This window comes from Ruegeria sp. HKCCD8929, from assembly GCF_013031405.1.
In the GTDB taxonomy this organism is placed as follows: domain Bacteria; phylum Pseudomonadota; class Alphaproteobacteria; order Rhodobacterales; family Rhodobacteraceae; genus Ruegeria.
Window position 1 is genome coordinate 18144 of sequence record NZ_WPZY01000030.1, and the last position, 20706, is coordinate 38849.

General features: G+C 63.7%; 15 protein-coding genes and 1 pseudogene. 10 read left to right on the forward strand and 6 right to left on the reverse strand.

From position 1 onward, the window contains the following. Positions 1–15 precede the first annotated feature (15 nt). From rfbB to GOX53_RS24090, 3 genes are all read right to left on the reverse strand, one after another. Positions 16–1053 carry a dTDP-glucose 4,6-dehydratase gene (rfbB, locus tag GOX53_RS24080; RefSeq protein ID WP_171180953.1) on the reverse strand — a complete coding sequence of 346 codons (1038 nt, stop codon included), beginning with the start codon at positions 1051–1053 and terminating at the stop codon, positions 16–18. Continuing rightward, the gene (gene rfbC, locus GOX53_RS24085) at positions 1050–1610 is read right to left on the reverse strand and encodes a dTDP-4-dehydrorhamnose 3,5-epimerase (protein WP_171180954.1); all 561 of its coding nucleotides are present in this window, start codon (positions 1608–1610) and stop codon (positions 1050–1052) included. Before rfbC ends, rfbB begins: the two co-directional genes overlap by 4 nt. 94 nt (positions 1611–1704) lie before the next feature. Then, positions 1705–2724 (reverse strand): replication initiator protein A, encoded by a 1020-nt coding sequence (locus tag GOX53_RS24090; protein WP_171180955.1) that lies wholly within the window; start codon positions 2722–2724, stop codon positions 1705–1707. A 393-nt stretch (positions 2725–3117) separates the two neighbouring features. Here GOX53_RS24090 and GOX53_RS24095 point away from each other — a divergent pair, with 393 nt between their 5' ends. Together GOX53_RS24095 and GOX53_RS24100 are read left to right on the forward strand one after the other, a co-directional pair. Then, positions 3118–4506: an AAA family ATPase gene (locus tag GOX53_RS24095; RefSeq protein WP_171180957.1), complete on the forward strand. Its 1389-nt coding sequence runs from the start codon at positions 3118–3120 to the stop codon at positions 4504–4506. Positions 4507–4537: 31 nt separating this feature from the next. Beyond that, entirely contained in the window at positions 4538–5614 is a 1077-nt protein-coding gene (locus GOX53_RS24100) for a ParB N-terminal domain-containing protein (protein ID WP_171180959.1), read from the forward strand. Between the two features lie 145 nt (positions 5615–5759). On the opposite strand, the gene GOX53_RS24105 is transcribed toward GOX53_RS24100, so the two are convergent. Further along, positions 5760–7064, reverse strand: coding sequence for a UDP-glucose/GDP-mannose dehydrogenase family protein (locus GOX53_RS24105; protein WP_171180961.1), 1305 nt, complete (start codon positions 7062–7064; stop codon positions 5760–5762). A 208-nt stretch (positions 7065–7272) separates the two neighbouring features. Here GOX53_RS24105 and GOX53_RS24110 point away from each other — a divergent pair, with 208 nt between their 5' ends. Then, positions 7273–8316 carry a glycosyltransferase family 2 protein gene (locus GOX53_RS24110; RefSeq protein ID WP_171180963.1) on the forward strand — a complete coding sequence of 348 codons (1044 nt, stop codon included), beginning with the start codon at positions 7273–7275 and terminating at the stop codon, positions 8314–8316. Here the strand turns inward: GOX53_RS24110 and GOX53_RS24115 are convergent. Further along, positions 8264–9091 (reverse strand): ABC transporter permease, encoded by an 828-nt coding sequence (locus GOX53_RS24115; protein WP_171180965.1) that lies wholly within the window; start codon positions 9089–9091, stop codon positions 8264–8266. The two genes, GOX53_RS24110 and GOX53_RS24115, sit on opposite strands and share 53 nt — an antisense overlap. Positions 9092–9179: 88 nt before the next feature. Here GOX53_RS24115 and GOX53_RS24120 point away from each other — a divergent pair, with 88 nt between their 5' ends. The 6 genes from GOX53_RS24120 (at position 9180) to GOX53_RS24145 (ending at position 16710) form a co-directional block, all read left to right on the forward strand. Continuing rightward, positions 9180–10586 carry a sugar transporter gene (locus tag GOX53_RS24120; RefSeq protein WP_171180967.1) on the forward strand — a complete coding sequence of 469 codons (1407 nt, stop codon included), beginning with the start codon at positions 9180–9182 and terminating at the stop codon, positions 10584–10586. A gap of 15 nt (positions 10587–10601) precedes the next feature. Next, the gene (locus GOX53_RS24125) at positions 10602–11255 is read left to right on the forward strand and encodes an ABC transporter ATP-binding protein (RefSeq protein WP_171180987.1); all 654 of its coding nucleotides are present in this window, start codon (positions 10602–10604) and stop codon (positions 11253–11255) included. A gap of 176 nt (positions 11256–11431) precedes the next feature. Then, positions 11432–12556, forward strand: coding sequence for a GDP-mannose 4,6-dehydratase (gene gmd / locus GOX53_RS24130; protein ID WP_171180989.1), 1125 nt, complete (start codon positions 11432–11434; stop codon positions 12554–12556). A gap of 11 nt (positions 12557–12567) precedes the next feature. Further along, complete coding sequence (locus GOX53_RS24135; RefSeq protein WP_171180991.1) at positions 12568–13545, forward strand: GDP-L-fucose synthase; 978 nt, start codon at positions 12568–12570, stop codon at positions 13543–13545. A 320-nt stretch (positions 13546–13865) separates the two neighbouring features. Continuing rightward, complete coding sequence (locus tag GOX53_RS30230; protein WP_171180993.1) at positions 13866–16208, forward strand: M10 family metallopeptidase; 2343 nt, start codon at positions 13866–13868, stop codon at positions 16206–16208. Positions 16209–16347: 139 nt separating this feature from the next. Continuing rightward, complete coding sequence (locus GOX53_RS24145) at positions 16348–16710, forward strand: 1-deoxy-D-xylulose-5-phosphate synthase (RefSeq protein WP_254446739.1); 363 nt, start codon at positions 16348–16350, stop codon at positions 16708–16710. Positions 16711–16783: 73 nt separating this feature from the next. On the opposite strand, the gene GOX53_RS24150 is transcribed toward GOX53_RS24145, so the two are convergent. Beyond that, positions 16784–17863, reverse strand: a complete 1080-nt coding sequence (locus tag GOX53_RS24150; RefSeq protein ID WP_171180995.1) for a DUF2793 domain-containing protein — start codon at positions 17861–17863, stop codon at positions 16784–16786. Between the two features lie 232 nt (positions 17864–18095). On the opposite strand from GOX53_RS24150, the pseudogene GOX53_RS24155 reads away from it, so the two are divergent. Further along, a pseudogene (locus tag GOX53_RS24155) lies at positions 18096–20706 on the forward strand (hypothetical protein); the annotation flags it as partial.

The window sequence follows — 20706 nt, forward strand, 5'->3', positions numbered from 1 at the left end:
GAAGAACGCTTCGCATTACCCGGCCCCCAGCCGTTCGCCGACCCCATCGCGGCCCAGCAGCGCCTGCCACCAGCCGGTATTGTCGAGATACCATCCCACCGTGCGCTTGAGCCCCTCGTCCAGTGCCACGCGCGGCTGCCAGCCCAGTTCCTGCCGCAAGCGCGTGGTGTCGAGCGCATAGCGTAGGTCATGACCGGGTCGGTCGGTGACAAAACGGATTTGCTCCGCATAAGGCGCGGGCCCCGGGCGAAGCTCGTCGAGGATGGCGCAGATTTGGCGCACCAGATCGATATTGCGCGCCTCCTGCCCGCCGCCGATATTGTAGCTACGCCCCGCCCGGCCCTTCTGCGCCAGCTGCAGCAGCGCCTCGGCATGATCCTCGACATAAAGCCACTCGCGCCGGTTCTCGCCCTGCCCGTAGACCGGGATCGGCCGCCCCGCCAACGCCGCCATGATCACCACCGGGATCAGCTTTTCGGGAAACTGGCGCGGCCCGTAGGTGTTCGAACCATGGCTGATCATCACCGGCAGCCCATAGGTCTCGGCCCAGGCCTGCACCAGATGATCGCCCCCCGCCTTCGAGGCGGAATAGGGCGAGCGGGGGGCATAAGGCGCGTGTTCGGTGAACGTCCCCTCCCCGTCCAGCGAGCCATAGACCTCATCGGTCGAGACCTGCAGGAATCGGAACTCCGGCGGCTTGCCCAGCCCGGCCCAATAGGCGCGCGCGGCCTCGAGCAGAGTGAAGGTGCCTGTCACATTGGTCTCGACGAAGGGGGTGGGGTCGTCGATCGAACGGTCCACATGGGATTCGGCAGCCAGGTTCAGGATCGCCTGCGGACGATGCGCCGCCAAGGCCGCATCCATTGCCGCGCGGTCGCGAATATCAGTCTCTAAAAAGCGGTGTTCGGGGTGATCCTCCACCTCGGCCAGGCTGTCCCGCGTGGCCGCATAAGTCAGCGCATCCACAGTGACGACCTGGTGCCCGGCCCGCAGCGCCTGCCGCACCAACGCCGATCCGATGAACCCGGCCCCGCCGGTGATCAACAGCCTCATGGCGCGCCCTCCCAGACAAAGGGGCTGTCAAACTCGGCCAGCGGCGGCGCGGCGGCGTCTTTCTCGCTCAACACCGGAGTGCCGCCCAGCCCCCAGTCGATGCCGCAGCTGTCCCAGCGCACCGCACCGTCGCAATCGGGCGCATAAGCGGCCGAGCATTTGTAAAGCGCCTCGGTCCCCGGCGCCCGGGTGACGAAGCCGTGCAGGAACCCGGCAGGGATGAACAACTGCCGGCCGTTCCCGGCGCTCAGCTCGATCCCGAACCAGCGCCCATAAGTGGGTGAGCCCTTGCGGATATCGACCGCCACATCAAAAAGCGCGCCATGCCCACAGCGCACCAGCTTGGCCTGCGCATGGGGCGGCGCCTGGAAATGCAGCCCGCGCAACGTGCCCGCACGGTCGGACACCGACTGGTTGTCCTGAACGAAATCCAGCCCGATCCCGTGCCCGGCCAATGTCCTCTGGTTCCAGCTTTCGCAGAAAAACCCACGTGCATCGGCAATGCGGCGCGGGGTCAGCACCCGCAGACCGGGCAAGGGGGTGTCATCCACCTGCATGATCAAACCGCCTCTTTCAGGACCGGCCCAAACGGGGGGCGCGCAGCGATCCTAGATCGAAACCGGGTCCAGTACAGCCCCCGCATCTCCGGCCTCAGCCCCCTGCCCGCTTCTTGACCCAGCCCAGAAAGGCGGCATCCGGCTTGCGCAGCCGCGGCGCGCCTGAGCGGGCCCAGACACCGCGCCACTCGGCCTCGAGCGCGTAGACATCCGCCCCCGGCATCAGGCGGCGCGCCTGCTCCAGCGCCTCCGAGCCCAGCACGGGCGGCGGCGCGTCCGGTTCGATCAGGCCCGCGCGCGGGGTGAACCGGATCAGGTCGCCCGGCTCCTCGCGCATCTCGTAATCGGGCAGGTGGTCGGCCTCGATCATGTCGCGCAGCATCTTGCGGAACACCCGGCGGGGCGAGGCGCTGCCGGATTTCTTGCACAGCGTGTCCACGGAAACGGTCCAACCGGGCTGGCGTCCGCAATGTTTGCGCGCCAGCTCGTAGATCCGCCGTTCCAGCGGTTTGCGCAGCCGGAAGTAATCGCGGCTGAGCGTCAGGACCGATTTCGACAGCACCGCGCGATAGAGCCAGTCCGACAGCGTTACCGCCACGCTGACCATGCGCCCGCCCCGGGTTTTCCGCACGATCTCCCAGCGTTCGATCAGGCCGAAGCCGGTGGTGGTCTCCTGCTCGCCGGTAACGATATTGGTGGTGATGCGGGTGCCCGCCAGCCGCTCGAACGCCTCACGCAGCCGCCGGTAAGCGTCACCAGAGGTTTCGCGATTGGTGGCCACCAGCAGATCATGCGCCTTCAGATGCAGCGTCCGGCTGACCGCGCGGCCAGCATTGAGCGCCGCCATCAGCTGGCTGATGCAAAAGATCAGGATGTCCTTGTCATGGATCGTCGCCAGCCCCTTGACCGAGGGCGTCACCGTGATCTGCACCCCGTTATGCCGGTAGTCCAGAATGCGCCGGTCGGGCCGCGTCGCCAGCGAGAACAGCGGATGTTCCATGCTGGCGAGGTCATCCTTGGGGATCGCATCGAAAATATCGCAGAGGAAGAAATCGCCCTGCCGTGTCCGGTCGGGAAGAAGCCCCCCTGCCCCGTCTGTCACTGCCCTGCCCATGGCCCTCTCGCGGTCGGTATCCGACTCGTTTTCTTTCGTGGTTTTAGTGACACCTACCCTAGAGTTATCCACATGCCCGCACAACGGGGGTTCGGAGTCGCCTGAGCGGGGGTTCGGAATCGCTTCTTCGGGGTTTCAGAGTCGGGCGCTTACCGAAAAATCCGCACAATATCCTGTTTTTCAACGCAAAAGCGGACAGCAGAACATCCCCGTAACAGTAAATAACACGAATCTAACACTATAAAAAATCGCTTACATCCCACGGATGCGCTAGGATGGCCCTGATATTCCCCTTATTTGCTGAGAAAAATCGCTTCTTGTGCGCGTTTTCCTTCCATGTGCTGCGTTTTTCGGTATCATGAGGAAAACACAATACATCGAGCGGTTTTCATCATGGCCAAGGACAGCACTCCCCTCCCCCCTTATTTCAACATCGACCCCGATGCGGCACTGGCGGACCTGGACTTACCCACAAGCACTGGCGGCTTTGCCGAGATTGCCGAGGCCTGTACGCGGGGCCGGGCCGATCTGGCCAGCCGGGGCATGGATGAAAAAGGACGCAAATCGCTGCGCCTGTTCTCCACCTGGGAAATCACCCGCTATCTGATCCCCGTGGCCCAGGCCCATTTCCGCCGCGTGCTGAAGCAGAACCCCGAACTGCCGCAGGGCCAGTCCGAGACCGAGGGCGGTGCCAAGTGGTTCACGCTGGATGAGGTACTGCGGCTGCGCGCGTTTTTCGGGGCGCAAGGGTCGAAGGCCAAGAACTACCTGCCCTATCGCCCTGCCGGTCAGCCCGCCAAGATGGTGGCGGTGGCCAATTTCAAAGGCGGCGTGGGCAAGACCAGCACGGCGGCGCATCTGGCGATGTCGGCAGCACTCGACGGCTACAAGGTGCTGGTGGTCGATCTCGACAGTCAGGGCTCGATGACCTCGATCTTCGGCGGCCGGGTCGAGGATGAGTGGCAGACCGCTTTCCCTCTTCTGGCCCGCCACTATGCGGAATATCTGCGCATCGAGAACCAGCGCCGTATGGACCGGGGCGATCCGCCCCAGCCGCTGGACGAAGCGCTGACCGCGTCGCTGGAGATGACCGCCAGCGACGTGATCCAGCCCACCCACTGGCCCAATATCGACCTGATCGGCGCGCAGCTGAACCTCTACTGGGCCGAGTTCCAGATCCCCGTCTGGCGGATGCAGGCGCGCGGCTGGAAGCTGTGGGATGCGCTGACCGACCGGCTCGAGGCGGATGGGGTGTTGGACCGCTACGATCTGGTGTTCATCGACACCCCCCCTGCCCTCGGCTATCTGACCATCAACGGGCTGGCGGCCTCGGACATCCTGCTGGTGCCGCTCGGGGCGTCGTTTCTGGAGTTTGATTCCACGGGCCGGTTCTTCGACATGCTGCATTCCACCTTCCAGTCCATCGAAGAGGGCGAGAATGTCGCCGCCCGCGCCCTGGGCCGCCCCGAGATGGCGTTCGAATGGGATGCGGTGCGCGCGGTGGTCACCCGCTATGACGGGGCGCAGCAGGGCGAACTTTCGGCTCTGATGCAGGCATATTTGGGCAAAACACTGTCCCCGCACCGGCAGGATTTCACCGCGCTGATCGGGCAGGCGGGCGAACAGGTGAACGGCATCTACGAGGCCGATTACCGCGATTTCAACCGCGAGACCTATGCGCGCGGTCGTGAAACATTCGATGCCACCTATGCCGCCTTCAAGCGCCTGTTGCTGGGTGTGTGGCGGCGGGATGAGCTGGCGGCGCAGCAGGCGGCGGAATGATCCCGCAAAGGGACAGGTGAGGAGAGCAGAGATGGCAAAACGCAAACGACTGACCCCGGCCCAGCCCAGCTATCTGAGCGGCCCCGCCTCTGGCCAGCGGGCGCCCGAGACCAAGGCGATGCCTCTGGGTGCGGGTGCCGCGCCAATTGCGCAGGTGGCAGGTGAGGCCTCGGCCACGGCAGCGCTGGAAGAGGTGGCGCAGGAATTGCAGAGCGCCCGGACCGAGGGCCGAATGATCGAGCTTCTGCCGCTTGAGGCGGTCGACGAGCGCCATCTGGTGCGCGACCGTCTGGAGCAGAACGAGGACGAGATGGCCTCGCTGGTGGACAGCCTGCGCGCCCGCGGCCAGCAGATGCCCATCGAGGTGGTCGCCCTGCCCTCGCCTGCCGGTGGTTGCAGCCACGGCCTGATCTCGGGCTGGCGGCGGCTGACGGCGCTGCGGCGGCTTTACAAGGAAACCTCGGACCCGAAATTCGGCACCGTGCGGGCGATGGTGATCACGCCGGACACCGCGCAGGATGCCTATGTGTCGATGGTCGAGGAAAACGAGATCCGGGTGAACCTCAGCCATTACGAACGCGCGCGCATCGCGGTGCGGGCGATGAAGGAGGGGGTCTATCCCACTCAGAAGGCAGCGCTGCAGGGGCTCTTCGGCAATGCCACGCGGTCGAAACGCTCAAAGATCGGCACGTTCATCCTGCTGGTCGAGGCGTTTGACGCGGTGCTCTGGTTCCCTTCGGCCATCAGCGAAAAGCTGGGTCTGGCACTGGCGCGTGAAATGGGCCGCGATCCGGGTTTTGCCGATGCGCTGAAAAAGCGGCTGCAGGGCAGCCCCCGCGACAGTGCCGAGGCCGAGATGCGGATTCTGGCAGAGGCCCTGACCGAGCGGCAGGTCCCCCCTGCTCCGCCCACCGACCCCGACCTGCCCACGCGGCCCCGCCTGCGCTCCGCCGGTCCGGCCACGGCGGCGGGTGAACGGATCGTGACCCGGGTGACGGCTGGCATAGAAATGCGATTCACCCCGGATCAGAGCCGCATCGAGCTGGTGGGGGACGGTGTTTCTGACCAGCTTGCCGAGGCGCTGCAGGACTGGCTGCGCACCCTCTGACGGGTTACGTCTCCAGACGGCTTGCCATGAAAAAAGGGGCGCTCCCCTGCCCCTTCTTCTGTTTGAAAATATCCCGGAGCGCGAGGCAGAGCCTCGCAAAAGGTCACTCCGCTAACATCCGCAGAATGTTTCGCGCGCGAAACATTTACCGCCCGACCCCGGCATAGAGCTCGAACCCGGCTTTCTGCGCGGCCTGCTCCGAATAGATATTGCGCAGATCGACCATGCGCGGCGTTGTCATACTGTCCGCCAGCTGATCGAGGTTGAGCGCACGGAACTCGTTCCATTCGGTCAGCAGCACCACCGCATCCGCGCCCTGCGCGGCGGTATAGGGGTCGTCCTCCCAGATCACCCCGGGCAACAGCTCTTCTCCTTCGGTACGGCCCTGCGGATCGACCACCCGTACCTTGGCGCCGCCGCCGATCAGCGCCGGCACGATGGTCAGCGAGGGCGCCTCGCGCATGTCGTCGGTATTGGGTTTGAAGGTCACCCCCAGCACGGCGATGGTCTTGCCGTTGAACGAGTCGCCGCAGGCCTCGCGGATCTTTTCGATCATTCGCTTCTTGATCTCGTCATTGACGCGCATGACGGTCTCGGTGATCTGCATGGGAAAGGCATGTTCCTGCCCGATCCGCGCCAGGGCCGCGGTGTCCTTGGGAAAGCACGAGCCGCCATAGCCCGGTCCCGCATGCAGGAACTTGTTGCCGATCCGGCCGTCGAGGCCAATGCCGCGCGACACTTCCTTGACGTCCGCCCCGACCCGCTCGCAGAGACCGGCGATTTCGTTGATGAAGGTGATCTTGGCGGCCAGAAAGGCGTTGGCGGCGTATTTGATCATCTCGGCGCTTTCCAGATCGGTGGTCAGGATCGGGAAGTCACGCAGGTAGAGCGGGCGGTAGATATTGGCCATCACCTCGGCGGCGCGGTCACTTTCGACACCCACCACCACCCGGTCCGGACGCATGAAATCGTCAATCGCCGCGCCCTCGCGCAGGAACTCGGGATTCGAGGCCACATCGAATTCGGCCTCCGGGTTGGCGCGGGCCACCGCCTCGCGGACCTGCCGGTTGGTGCCGACTGGCACGGTGGATTTGGTCACCACCACTGTATAGCCGGTGAGTGCTTGGGCGATCTCTTCGGCGGCGGCCATCACGTAAGTCAGATCGGCATGCCCGTCGCCGCGCCGGGTCGGGGTGCCCACGGCGATGAAAACCGCGTCGGCTCCATCCACGGCGGCGGCCAGATCGGTGGTAAAGCTCAGCCGCCCCGCCGCCACGTTCTTGGCCATCAGCACATCGAGACCCGGCTCATAGATCGGCACCGTTCCGGCCTGCAGCATCTCGATCTTGGGGGCGGCCTTGTCGACGCAGATCACATCATGGCCGAAATCGGAAAAACAGACCCCCGACACCAGGCCCACATAGCCGGTGCCGATCATTGCAATACGCATATTTCAAATCCTTCTCACTCAAACAAACCTGGGCACACTTACCTTCAAAGAAGACGCCCCCGGTTTCAATGCCTTGTGAAGGGGACCCCCGTCAATTGGCGATACGCTGCAAAACCGCAGAACCGAGCCCGGCCTCGGGGTGATGTTTGACATGCGGGCCGATTTGTGAGTTCAGGGGGGCAGACCCTGTCAAAGAGCTTCACCTTCCGTGCCTTCCGAATTCCCAGATACCCAAACCCCTTCGCGCCGCCTTGTGGCGGTGGTGGTGACCCATAACCGGCTGGACAAGCTGCGGGCCACGCTGGATCGGCTGCTCGGGTCCGATCCGGAACATCTGAGCATGGTGGTCGTGGTCGACAATGCCTCGACCGATGGCACCGCCGAGTGGCTGATGGCGCAGACGGATCCGCGTCTCGACGTGCTTCGCAGCGAAACGAACCGGGGCGGGGCCGGCGGGTTCGAACGGGGCATGCGCCATGCGGTGGATCGTCATGATCCCGACTGGCTGATGGTGACGGACGATGACGGCCGGCCCGCACCGGGGGCGCTGGCGGCGTTTCACGCCATGGATGTCGCGCCCTGGGACGCGCTGGCGTCGGCGGTCTATTTCCCCTCGGGCGAGATCTGCGAGATGAACCGCCCGTCGCGCAACCCGTTCTGGCATTTGCGCGAGTTTCTGGGCACGGCGGGAAAGGGGCGAGACGGGTTCCATATCTCGCATTCCGCCTATGACGGCGATATCCGGCCCATCGACGTGACCTCGTTCGTGGGGTTCTTCGTCTCGCGCCGGGCCATCGAGCGGGTCGGCTACCCGGACGGGCGGCTGTTCATCTATGGCGATGACGGGCTTTACACGCTGGGCCTCAGCAAGGCGGGCGGGCGCATCGCCTTTGTGCCGCAGATCCGGTTCGAGCATGATTTCACCACCTTCGGCGGCTCCGGTCTGGCCAAGGGCCAGCGGTTCCGGCCGCTCTGGAAGGTGTATTACCATCACCGCAACCTGCTGCTGCTCTATCGCATGGCGGCGGGCTGGATGTTCGGGCTGACCTGTCTGGTCTTCATGCCGAAATGGCTGATGAAAGTGCGCCACCATTCCGGCGAGCGGCGAGCGTTCATGCGGCTGATGGGGCGGGCCATTCGTGACGGGCTGCGGGGCCGGATTGATGTGCCGCATGACGAGGTGCTGGCGCTGGCCGCCGTCAGCGGTTCAGAATATCGCGATGATAGCGCCCAAGCAGAACAAGGCCCATGAACAGGGTGATCAGGCCCACGGCGGTTGCGTAGGTGATGCTGACATATTGCGCCTCGTACATCGGGTAGAACCCGGTTCGGATCAGCCCGGTGACATGAACCAGGGGAATGTACCACAGGACATCCTGCACCGCCCGCGGCAGATCCTCGAACAGAAAGAACACGCCGGCGGCCAGAAACAGGGGCCGGGTGATGATGGACCAGATCTGCCCCCATACCGTGAACAGTCCGATCAGCGCGCAATTGAGCGTGCCGATTCCCAGCCCCAGCAGCATGGCCAGGCCCAGTGACTGGGCAATGGGCTCGAATTCGACCGAAACCCGGGTTTTTTCAAGCGCCAGGATGCCAACCAGCAACAGGTATATGACCAGCAATCCGGTCAGCGCGTTCAGGATGAAGCGGGCCAGCACCGCATCCATCCATGTCACCGCCGGATAGCGCAGCAGCGGTTTGGAGAAGTTGATCGATTGCGAGACCGTCCCGGCCAGCGACTGGTACAGGTTGAAGGGCAGAAAACCGGTCGCATAGAACAGCATGAAACTGCTGCCCAGTGGCGGGGACCGGATGATGAGCGAGAAGCCCAGCACCAGAATCACGATACCGCCGAGCGGTTCGAGAACGGCCCACAGATATCCGCCCGGCGAACGGCCATAGCGCGACGTCATTTCGCGCAGGATCAGCGCCAGGACCGTGCGCCCGGTGGCGAACCGGCGGCCATGGATAAGCTGTCCGGCGGAAACCGGCCGGGATTGGGGCAGGGGCGGGGCCTCGGGCATTCAGGATTTGCTCGTGCTGGTCAAAAACGATGCGAGTATGTAAGAAAGGGTTTGGGATTTCAAACGGCTTCAAACCGGGACGTTTTGCATGGCTGACAACATTCGACCCCTTTCTCCGGCGGGCGCCGACGGGCCGTCCGGCCGCGATGAAGGGGATAAACCGGATGAGACCGGCAAGCCGGGCAAATGGCGCCTGAAATCGGTCCCGGGACCGGCGCCCGAACGCAAACTTCCGGTGCCGAAACCGGCTGCCGTACCGGCCACGGCAAGACCTGCCCCGGTGCCGGCGAAAACGAAACCGGCCGGGGTTCCCGCAGCCCCCAAATCTCCGCCTCCGCAGGCCTCCGGGCCGCCGGTTCTGCCCGTGGCCAGCCCGGCCCGGATGCGGAACCGCCACTGGGGGCTGATCGCCAGTTTCGTGGCGCTGGTCCTGGCGCCGCTGGCGGCGCTGGCGTTCTACCTGTGGTCCATTGCCGAAGATCAGTACAGCTCGGTGACCGGCTTTACTGTCCGTTCCGAGGAAGGGGCGGCCGCGGCCGAGATGCTGGGCGGGCTGGCTCAGTTCACCGGCAATCCGACAGCCACGGATGGCGATATCCTGTATGAATATATCCAGAGCCAGGATCTGGTGCGGCAGGTCAACGAACAGATCGATCTGCGCGCCCATTACGCCCAGCACTGGCCCGACGATTTCCTGTTCTCGATCTGGCCCGACGCCTCGCTCGAGGATCTGCTGTGGTACTGGCAGCGGATGGTGACCATCTCGTATGACCAGAGCAGCGGCCTGATCGAGGTGCGGGTGCTGGCCTTTGACCGTGAAACTGCACAGACCATCGCCGGTGAGATCGTGCGCCTGAGCCAGGATCTGGTCAACGATCTGAACATCCAGGCGCGTGAGGATGCTATCGGGTATGCCCGTGACAACCTGGAACAGGCGGAGGCCCGGCTGAAATCGATCCGCGAGGATCTGATGGAGTTCCGCAGCCGCACCCGCATCGTCGACCCCGAGGCCGATATCGAGGGCCGCATGGGCGTGATGTCGAACCTGCAGCAGCAGCTGGCCGAGGCGCTGATCGAATACGATCTGCTGCGCGACACCGTCAGCCCCTCGGATCCCCGGGTTGAAAAGGCGCAGCGCCGGATCGACGTGATCCGCGAGCGTATCGCGGTCGAACGGCAGACCTTCACCAGCGCCAACACCGATACCGGGGCGATCGGCGAGGATTACCCGACGCTGCTGGCCGAATATGAAAGCCTGGTCGTGGATGGCGAATTTGCCGCCGAGGCCTATCAGCTGGCGCAGGCGGCGCTGGATCTGGCCCGCGACACCGCCGCCCGGCAGAGCCGCTATCTGGCCACCTATATCCGGCCGACCCTTGCCGAGGACTCGGAATATCCCCGCCGCTTTGTCCTGCTGGCGATGGCGGCGCTGTTTCTGCTGATGGCCTGGTCGATCATGACGCTGATCTACTACAGTATCCGTGACCGGGGCTGAGACCGGACCAGACCGATGATCCGTTTCGAGAACCTGTCCAAAAGCTTCTGGGTGCGGGGCGAGCGCAAGACCGTCATCGACAATCTCAACGCCACCCTGCCCACCGGCACGTCGCTGGCGCTTCTGGGGCGCAACGGTGCGGGCAAGAGCACGCTGCTGCAGATCGTGGCCGGCAGCATGCGGCCCGATTGCGGCCGGGTGATCAGCGACGGCACGATCTCGTGGCCGGTGGGGTTCGGCGGCTCGTTCCATCCGGATCTGACCGGGGCGCAGAACGTGCGCTTTCTGGCCCGGATCTACGGGGTCGATTCCGAGGAATTGCTGGTCTTTGTTCAGGATTTCGCCGAGTTAGGCAAACATTTCCACATGCCGGTGCGGTCCTATTCCGCCGGGATGCGGTCGCGCCTGACCTTCGGCGCCTCGATGGGCATCCCCTTCGACACTTATCTGGTGGACGAGGTGACGGCGGTGGGCGATGCCGCCTTCCGCCGCAAGAGCCGGCAGGTCTTTGCCGAGCGGGTCAAGACGACAAGTGCCATCATGGTCACCCATGAAATGGCCCAGGTGCGCCAGTTCTGCGATGCCGGCATCGTGCTGGCTGACGGGCGGCTGACGTATTTCGAGGATCTTGAAGAGGCAATTGCGCTGCATCTGCAATTGTTGCAGTGACACCGGGCGTTCCGGGCAATGCCGAACAGGATTGAACTCGGACAGCCCCAAAAAGCTGCTCGACTTCAAGGTGTGGCGCGGCCCTGTCCCCGCAGCTTGCAATCCCCGCCGACATCAGGTTCTTTGGCGCGACCTTGAAAAGGGGCTCCAGAGAGCGACAATTTGGCGGGTATTTCATGACCAAGACAGCTTTGATCACCGGGATTACGGGGCAGGACGGGTCCTATCTGGCCGAGTTCCTGCTGGCCAAGGGCTATGAGGTGCATGGCATCAAGCGCCGCGCCTCGTCGTTCAACACCCAGCGGATCGACCATATCTATCAGGACCCGCATGAGCCGAACCCCAGGATGCGGCTGCATTACGGCGATCTTTCCGACACCTCGAACCTGACCCGCATCATTCGCGAGGTGGAGCCTGACGAGGTCTATAATCTCGGCGCCCAGTCCCATGTGGCGGTCAGTTTCGAAGCGCCCGAATACACGGCGGATGTGGACGCCCTTGGCACCCTGCGCCTGCTCGAGGCGATCCGCTTTTTGGGGCTTGAGGAAAAGACCCGCTTCTATCAGGCCTCGACATCCGAGCTTTATGGCCTGGTGCAGGAAACCCCCCAGCGTGAGACCACGCCGTTCTATCCGCGCAGCCCTTACGCGGTGGCCAAGCTCTATTCCTACTGGATCACGGTCAATTATCGTGAGGCCTATGGCATGTATGCCTGCAACGGGATCCTGTTCAATCACGAAAGCCCCCGGCGCGGCGAAACCTTCGTGACCCGCAAGATCACGCGGGGGCTGGCCAATATCGCGCAGGGGCTCGAATCCTGTCTCTATATGGGCAATATCGACAGTTTGCGCGACTGGGGCCATGCCAAGGATTACGTGCGGATGCAGTGGATGATGCTGCAGCAGGACGCGCCCGAGGATTTCGTCATCGCCACCGGCAAACAGTATTCCGTGCGCCAGTTCATCGAATGGTCGGCGGCCGAGCTGGGCGTTTCGCTGGAGTTTACCGGGCAGGGGGTGGATGAGATCGCCACCGTCACCGCCATCGAGGGCAACAAGGCCCGCGCGCTGAAGCCCGGTGACGTGATCATGCGCATCGACCCGCAATATTTCCGCCCCGCCGAGGTCGAGACCCTGCTGGGCGATCCGGCCAACGCCAAGGCCAAGCTGGGCTGGGTGCCCGAGATCACCGTGCAGGAGATGTGCGCCGAGATGGTCGGCGAGGATCTCAAGACCGCGCAACGCCATGCGCTGCTGAAAGAGCACGGGTTCGAGCTGCCGGTCAGCCTGGAAAACGGCTGAGGAGGGGCGTCATGCGCAAGATCTATGTGGCAGGCCATCGCGGCATGGTGGGCGGTGCGATCCTGCGCCAATTGGAGGCCCGCAAGGCGCAGGGCGAGGCGCTGGAGCTGATCACCCGCACCCATGCCGAGCTGGATCTGACCGATCAGGCCGCCGTGCGCGGTTTCATGGAAACCGAGCGCCCGGATGTGGTGATCCTGGCCGCGGCGCGGGTGGGCGGCATTCATGCCAACAACACCTATCCGGCGGATTTCATCTATGAAAACCTGATGATCGAGTGCAATGTGATCCATCAGGCCTTTGCCGCCGGGGTCATGTGCCTGCTGCAACTGGGCAGCTCCTGCATCTATCCCAAGGCGGCGGCCCAGCCGATGCGCGAGGATGCGCTGCTGACCGGCACGCTGGAGCCCACCAACGAGCCTTACGCCATCGCCAAGATCGCGGGCATCAAGCTGTGCGAAAGCTACAACCGGCAGCACGGGGTGGATTACCGCTCGGTCATGCCGACCAACCTCTACGGGCCGGGCGACAATTTCCACCCCGACAATTCCCACGTGCTGCCCGCCCTGATCCGCCGGTTTCACGAGGCGGCGCGCGACGGGCGGGACGAGGTGGTGATCTGGGGTACCGGCAAGCCCCGGCGCGAGTTCCTGCATGTGGACGACATGGCCGAGGCCTCGCTGTTCGTGCTCGACCTGCCGCGCGAAGACTATGAGGCCAATACCCAGCCGATGCTGAGCCATATCAATGTGGGCTGCGGCGAGGACATTTCGATCGCCGATCTGGCCGCGCTGGTGGCCAAGGTTACCGGTTTTGCGGGCCGGATCACGCAGGATAGCTCCAAACCCGACGGCACGATGCGCAAGCTGATGGATGTCACGCGGCTGGCCGATATGGGCTGGCGCGCGCGGATCGCGCTTGAGGACGGGATACGCGAGACCTATGACTGGTATCTCGCGCAGCCCCGGGATGGGTTGCGGATGAAATGAGCACCTGACTTGATCGGATGATCAGCGGCAGGTTTGGCTTATTGGGAACCGCTACCAACAAACCGATATGCAATGAGCTCGGTCCGGCGGCAAATATGTGACCTGAATTGCCCAGCAATTGACGCAATGCCGACAGAAAAACAACCGAAAGATGAAGCAGTACCGATGGTGAGCGGTGAATTCCGGGGCTCTGCATTTTTGAGAAATGCCATTGTGCGTCAGGTGCGAATTGAGCCGCCTGGATTTTACCGATAGAAACCATTGAAAGCTGATACGGCACACCGACCGATCCAATTGCGAACCAGTACAGAAGCCTCTCCATGAAACTGATCTCGAATTTTCGCTCCGGCGATACTCAGAACGACGCATCCGCGCAAGTAAACGCAGCTCCTTCGAACGCTCTGGCGGCGTCTTCGCCCGGAACGCTTGATCAGATGGCCCGGTATCTCACCCACGGGTTCGCGCAGGATTTCGGCGAGATACCCGCCAAGTTCGACACCTCGTCGAGCAATGTCATCACGGTCAACATCAATGGTCTGACAGCAGACGGCAAAAAATTCGCACGCTGGGCATTCGAAGCCTGGGAGACCGTGGCCAACCTCGACTTCGTCGAAGTTTCCGGCAGTGCCAAGATCACCTTTGACGATAATGCGGGCGGGCTGAACGCGTATGCGTATTCGTCCACCTCGGGCAGCACGATTATCTCGTCGAATGTGATGGTCACGACAGGGTGGCTGGACCGTTTTGATACCACCATCGACAGCTATTCTTTCCAGACCTATGTGCACGAGATCGGACATGCGCTGGGTCTCGGGCATCAGGGCAACTACAACGGCAGCGCCACCTACGGTGTGGACGAGACATTTGCAAATGACAGCTGGCAGTTGTCGATAATGTCCTATTTCAGCCAAACGGAAAACACCACGGTCAATGCCAGCGGTGCTCTGGTTACTTCGGCGCAGATGGTTGACATCATCGCCATTCAGAACCTCTACGGGGCGCCTGGTGCTTCGAGTGCGACGGGCGGCAACACAACGTGGGGCGGCGCCAACAGCAACGTTGGCGGGTATATGTCAACTTTGTTTTCATCGCTGGTAAACGGGTCCCGCACATCAAATTACTGGGGAGACCCCGTGACGTTCACGATCTACGACCGCGACGGGATCGACACGCTGGACTTTTCCTACAGCACCACAAATGACCGGGTTAATCTCAACTCTGCGACGTTTTCCAATGTCGGTGGCCTTATCGGCAATGTCGGCATCGCCCGCGGAACCGTGATCGAGAATGCAAGGCTTGGGTCCGGCAACGACACTGTGATTGGCAACAATCAGGCGAATGTTGTCTTTGGCGGCGGCAGCAACGATCAAATGTACGGGAATGGCGGCAACGACACGCTTTTGGGCGAGAACGGGAATGACGTTGTGACCGGACAAGGGGGTCGGGACGCGCTGTGGGGCGGCAACGGCAATGATACGCTTGCGGGCGGCAGCGGGGATGACACATTAAGTGGCCAGTTTGGCCGAGATGACCTGTCTGGCGGCGATGGCGCGGACACGCTTTTCGGTGGCATGGGTCATGATATCCAGCGGGGCGAGAACGGGAACGACGTGCTCCATGGCTGGTATGGCAACGACACGCTTCTGGGCGGGAATGGGAATGACGTTCTGGCTGGAGAAGCGGATCAGGACGCGCTGTGGGGCGGCGATGGCGCCGATACGCTTTCAGGTGGCAGCGGTCACGACACATTGAATGGCCAGCTTGGCGATGATGACCTGACTGGCGGGGCTGGAAACGACGCGCTTTTCGGTGGCATGGGTCATGATGTGCAGCGAGGCGAGAACGGGAACGACGTGCTGCGTGGCTGGTATGGCAACGACACGCTTTATGGCGGGGCCGATAATGACGTTCTGGCCGGAGAAGGGGACCAGGACGAGTTGTGGGGCGGCGATGGCGCCGATACGCTTTCGGGCGGCAGCGGGGATGACACATTGAATGGCCAGTTTGGCCGAGATGACCTGTCCGGCGGCGATGGCGCCGACATGCTTTTCGGTGGCATGGGTCATGATGTGCAGCGAGGCGAGAACGGGAACGACGTGCTGCGTGGCTGGTATGGCAACGACACGCTTCTGGGCGGGAATGGGAATGACATTCTGGCCGGAGAAGGAGATCAGGATGCGCTGTGGGGCGGCAACGGCAATGATACGCTGTCGGGTGGCAGTGGACACGACACGTTGAATGGCCAGCTTGGCGATGATGACCTGTCTGGCGGGGATGGCAACGACGCGCTTTTCGGTGGAATGGGCAACGACATCCACCGGGGCGAAAACGGGAACGATGTGCTCCGTGGCTGGTTCGGCAACGATACGCTTGTTGGCGGAGATGGGAACGACGTTTTGGCCGGGGAAGGGGATCAGGACGAGCTGTGGGGCGGCGATGGCGCCGATGTTTTTGTTTTCGCGTCAGCGCATGGAAACGACAGGATAATGGACTTCACCCTGGGGGAGGATCTGATCCGCATCGAGATTCCGGGCCAGAATTTTGGGGCCCTGCAGATTTCGCTGGACGGGTCCGGCACCTTGATTGACACCGGAGGCGGTAGCGTATTTCTGGATGGCATTACCCCGGGCCAACTGGATAGCGATGATTTCCTGTTCGTCTAAAGCGTTTCCGGTTCCGGTTGGCTTAAGCGAGCTGCTCTCAAGGTTTGGAAGGGTTTCGACGCGTAACGAGCCAGGGTCAGGACTTCGGTAACGGGGTGTTACCGACATTCGCCTGTGTGCGGGATATGGTCGCGCCACCATGCCCGGACGCGCTGATCATTGGACCGACGACCTTCGACCTGATGAGCGGATGCCGTCAGAGTGCAGGCTGTCGCGTTCGCGCATAATGTATATCGAGAACAAGGCGGACGGTCTGGACGGGCCCGCGGTGATCGGCCGGGTTTATTTCTCAAAATCCGGCAAAACCCTGTATTACCGGGGGCTCAGGTTTCAAAGCCTCAAGGGGACCGCTTACAAGGCGAACTATTTCGAGATGGCCAGCGGAGATCACTATTGGATTTCCGGGCCGCGCAAGGACCGGCAGGACCGCCTGTATGACGGTCATCTGGACGTCCGGATCGATGAGGACGTGCGCGAAGAATATCTTCAGCTCATAGGCTGACGGGACCGGCGCAGGGCCGCGTGCCGCCATCCTGGCCTTTGCCCGGATGACGGCCATTTTCGCAACTCGCGGGTCAGATCCAGCGCCCGACTGCCATCACGGTCGGCGCATGGGGCGTGGCATCCGAGACTGCCGACAGAACCTGACAGGTTGCCTGCGTGTTCGAGGGGGCATCAAAGCCCGGAAACCGCAGCGCCGTACCGCCGCTGCCGCTGAGGGCAGGGGTGGTACCGGGCGCGAAATCTGCCGGAAAATCCCATGTTAGAGCCGTATCATTGGTAAAAAGCGCCCCTTGTGCGGTGGTGCAGGCCACCGCGCTCAGTGTGGCGGTGCAGATCTGGGTGCCGTCGGCAAAGCGCACATAATCGCCATTGGCAGTGCTGCCGCGCTCGATCGCCGCGCCGGTGGGGGTGCCGCCACTTTCCGACACCGTCCCCAGCAGATTGCCCGGCCCATATCCGTAATCGGCCCGCATCAGGCGGCCCGGGGTGGTGTCCCCGGCACTGGCCTGCACCGCGGCCCCATCCGCGATGCCGGTGGCGGGATCAAAGGCCAATGCCTCAGTCCATGTGCCGCCATCAGGGGACACCTTGATGGAAAAACCCGTATTGCCCGCCAGCCCCATCTCGGCATGGCCGGTCCAGTTCGACTGAAACAGCAACGAGGCGGTATCGCCGTCGCTTGCCTTGTTCACCTTGATCTGATGGCCCGCGCCTTCATGGCTGAAGAGCGTTGCCGGGCTGCGCACTGACAGGCGGTTGGTGGCGTCCGAGCTGGTGGCGATGCCGATCCCGTCCAGATTCTGGGTCGGGGCAGGGGGCTCGGCCCAAGCACCGCCATCCCACACGCGCAGCCGCCCGGCACCTTGGTCCCAGGCGCGCCAGCCGGGGCGGGGGTCGAAGAAATGCCAGGCGCCGTCGAGCCAGGCCGCCAGCCGGCCCGCCTGACCGGACCAGGCGGCGTTCGGTGAGGTTCCCAGGGCGTGAATGTCCCCCTCGGAGGGCGCGCCCGGCGGGGTCTCGGCCCCGGTCGCAGCCAGGGTCAGCTGCACCACCAGATCCAGCCGCCGCAGCGCCTCGTTATGGGTCACGTGTTTCTGGGCCTGCGAGGGCTGCAGATAGGGCAGGTCCAGAAGCGGTGAGATATCGGGCATGGCGGGTCCTCCGGGGGTGTCGTTTGCAAAGGTGTCGTTGCGCGCCACCCTGCCGCCCGAAACGTAAAGACCGCCTGACCAGCCCGCCCGGTCCGGCAAGAATGGGTTAACCGTAACCCCTTGTATTCTAAGCAAACGCCCAGATTTTGCCCGGTTTCCGCCGCCCGCGCAACGGTCCCTCCTGTCAGACCTGCCTCCGGTGTGGTGAAAATTTAGGTGAGGGGGACAGGCCATGGAGCCTGAGCTTCGGGGGCGGCTCTCAGCCGGGCAGGTCGTGCTGGATGGCGACCTGCGGGATCTTCAGATCGTGAATGGACCGGGCGGGCCGATGCTCTATGCGGTGACCGGCCAGAACGGAGGGCTAAGCGCCTTTGATCTGACCGAGGGCGGGCTGGCCTCGGCAATGCCGGACCCGGTGTTCTTTTCACCCAACGATGTCGGCATCACGACCGGCAACCTGACAGTGGTTCAGACCGATGACGGACCGCGGCTGATGCTGAGCTCGGGGCCGGGCGGGCGGCTGACCGGTTATGATCTGGAAAATGACGGCGGGCTGGGCGATCAGGTCCGGCTGGACCTGCCGGCGGGACCCGGGGCGATGGACGGGCTGGCCTCGGCCCGGCTCGCCGACGGCGGAACGGTGCATTACGTCCTCGATGCCGGGGGCGGGCAATTGCGGGCCTATGCCGAGGATGCGGCGGGCGATCTGTCGCCGGTGCCGGGGGTGGCGCCGATCCTGCTTGAGACGCAGAAGGCCGGGCAGGTTCTGAATGTCGTGGTGGACGGGGCGCATCACGTGCTGGTGGCGGGCAGCGACTGGTCCGGCCCCGGCACGGTGGCCAGCTACCGGGTCGACCCGGCCACCGGCGCGCTTGAGGCACGCGACAGTACCGGAGCGGTGGACGGGCTGGGCATCAACACGCCCGCCGCCATGGCCTCGGCAACGGCGGATGGCGTGGCTTGGGTGGTCATGGCCGATGCCGCCAGCCAGTCGCTCAGCGTGCTGCGGCTGGGACCGGATGGCAGCCTGATGCCCACCGATTACCTGATCGACACGCAGGATACCCGGTTCGGCAATGTGCAGGCGCTGGCGATGCTGGAAACCGATGGCCATGTCTTCGTGGTGGCGGGCGGCGGCGATGACGGGTTCACGCTCTTTTCCCTGCTGCCCAACGGGCGGCTGATTCATGCCGCCACGCTGGCCCATGCGCCGGGGCGGGGGCTCGAGGATGTGACCGCGCTGGAACTGGTGCGGGTGGGGGACGAGCTGCAGATCTTTGCCGCGGGCGAGGGGGCAGGGGGACTGTCGCAATTCACCGTGCCGCTGGACGATCTGGGGCAGGTGATCCGCGATATCGACCCGGCCGGGCAGACCCTGACGGGCACGGTCGGGGACGACGTGCTCCTGGCCACGGCCACCGGTGCCCGCGACCGGCTGGAAGGCGGAGCAGGGGACGATACGCTGGTCAGCGCAGGCGAGGGAACCGATCTGCAGGGCGGGGCCGGCGACGACCGGTTCGTGATCAGCGGCGGCGAGGCGCAGCACCACATCCTCGATTTCGAACCGGGCCAGGACCGCCTGGACCTGAGCGGCCTGCCCTTCCTGCGCAGCGCGGCACAGCTGCAGTACGAAGCGCTCGCGGACGGGGCGCTGCTGCGCTATGGCGATACCGAGATCCAAGTGACCTCGGTCACCGGCGGGTCATTGACCATCAGTGACCTCCTGCCCGGCGACAGCTTCGGGGGCGCCGATCATTTCCCCGTCGGAGGGCAGACACCGGGGCGGCCCGTAACCCTGATCGCCACCGATGAGGATGACCGGATCGAGGGCACGTCCGCCAACGAAGAGATCACCGGCGGGGAGGGGGCGGATATATTCGTCCTGACCCCGAATATGGGCGCTGACACGATCACCGATTTCGACCCCGACCGGGACCGCCTGGATTTCTCGGCGCTGGATGCGGTCGAACTCGCGGCCCTGACCTCGGTCCAGCTGGAAACAGGTCGGCTCATCACCCTGGGTGACAGTTCCACGCTACTGATCACGGGGCTTTCCGCCAATTCCGCACCCATCGGCACGGTTGAGATGTCGGGCTGGGCGGCGACGGGATTTTATCTGACAGCCGGTGCGGATACCTTGCAGGATGCCGATGGGTTGGGTGTCTTCAGATACCAGTGGTTGCGTGACGGGCAAGAGATCGAGGGCGCCACCGGGCTGGATTATCGCCTCACGTCGAAGGATGTCGGTGCTCAGGTGTCGATCCGGGTGACGTATCTTGACGAGTTGGGTACCCATGAAGCGGTTGTCAGCAGCGCCACGAAGTCAGTCGCGATTTCCAGGCACGCCACTCATGCCAATGACCTGGTGCAGGGCAGCCGCGGGCGCGATTTCATCGTCTTATACAAGGGAGCGGATACCGTATTCGGCTATGAGGGCGACGATACGCTTTTGGGGGGCAACGGTGCGGATTTTATCAAGGGGGGTGACGGACAGGATATCCTGACGGGTGATGACGATCACGACGAACTGCAGGGCGGGGCTGGCAACGACACGCTTCTGGGCGGGTCCGGGAATGACACGTTGAGCGGCCAGTTTGGCCATGACGACCTGTCCGGCGGGGAGGGTTCGGACACGCTTTGGGGGGGCATGGGCAACGACATCCAGCGGGGCGAGAACGGGGATGACGTGCTGCGGGGCTGGTTCGGCAACGACACGCTTTTTGGCGGCGCTGGGAACGACGTTCTGGCCGGGGAAGGGGATCAGGACGTGCTGTGGGGGGGCGATGGCGCCGATACGCTTTCGGGCGGGGATGGCGCGGATGCACTGTCCGGCGAGCAGGGCG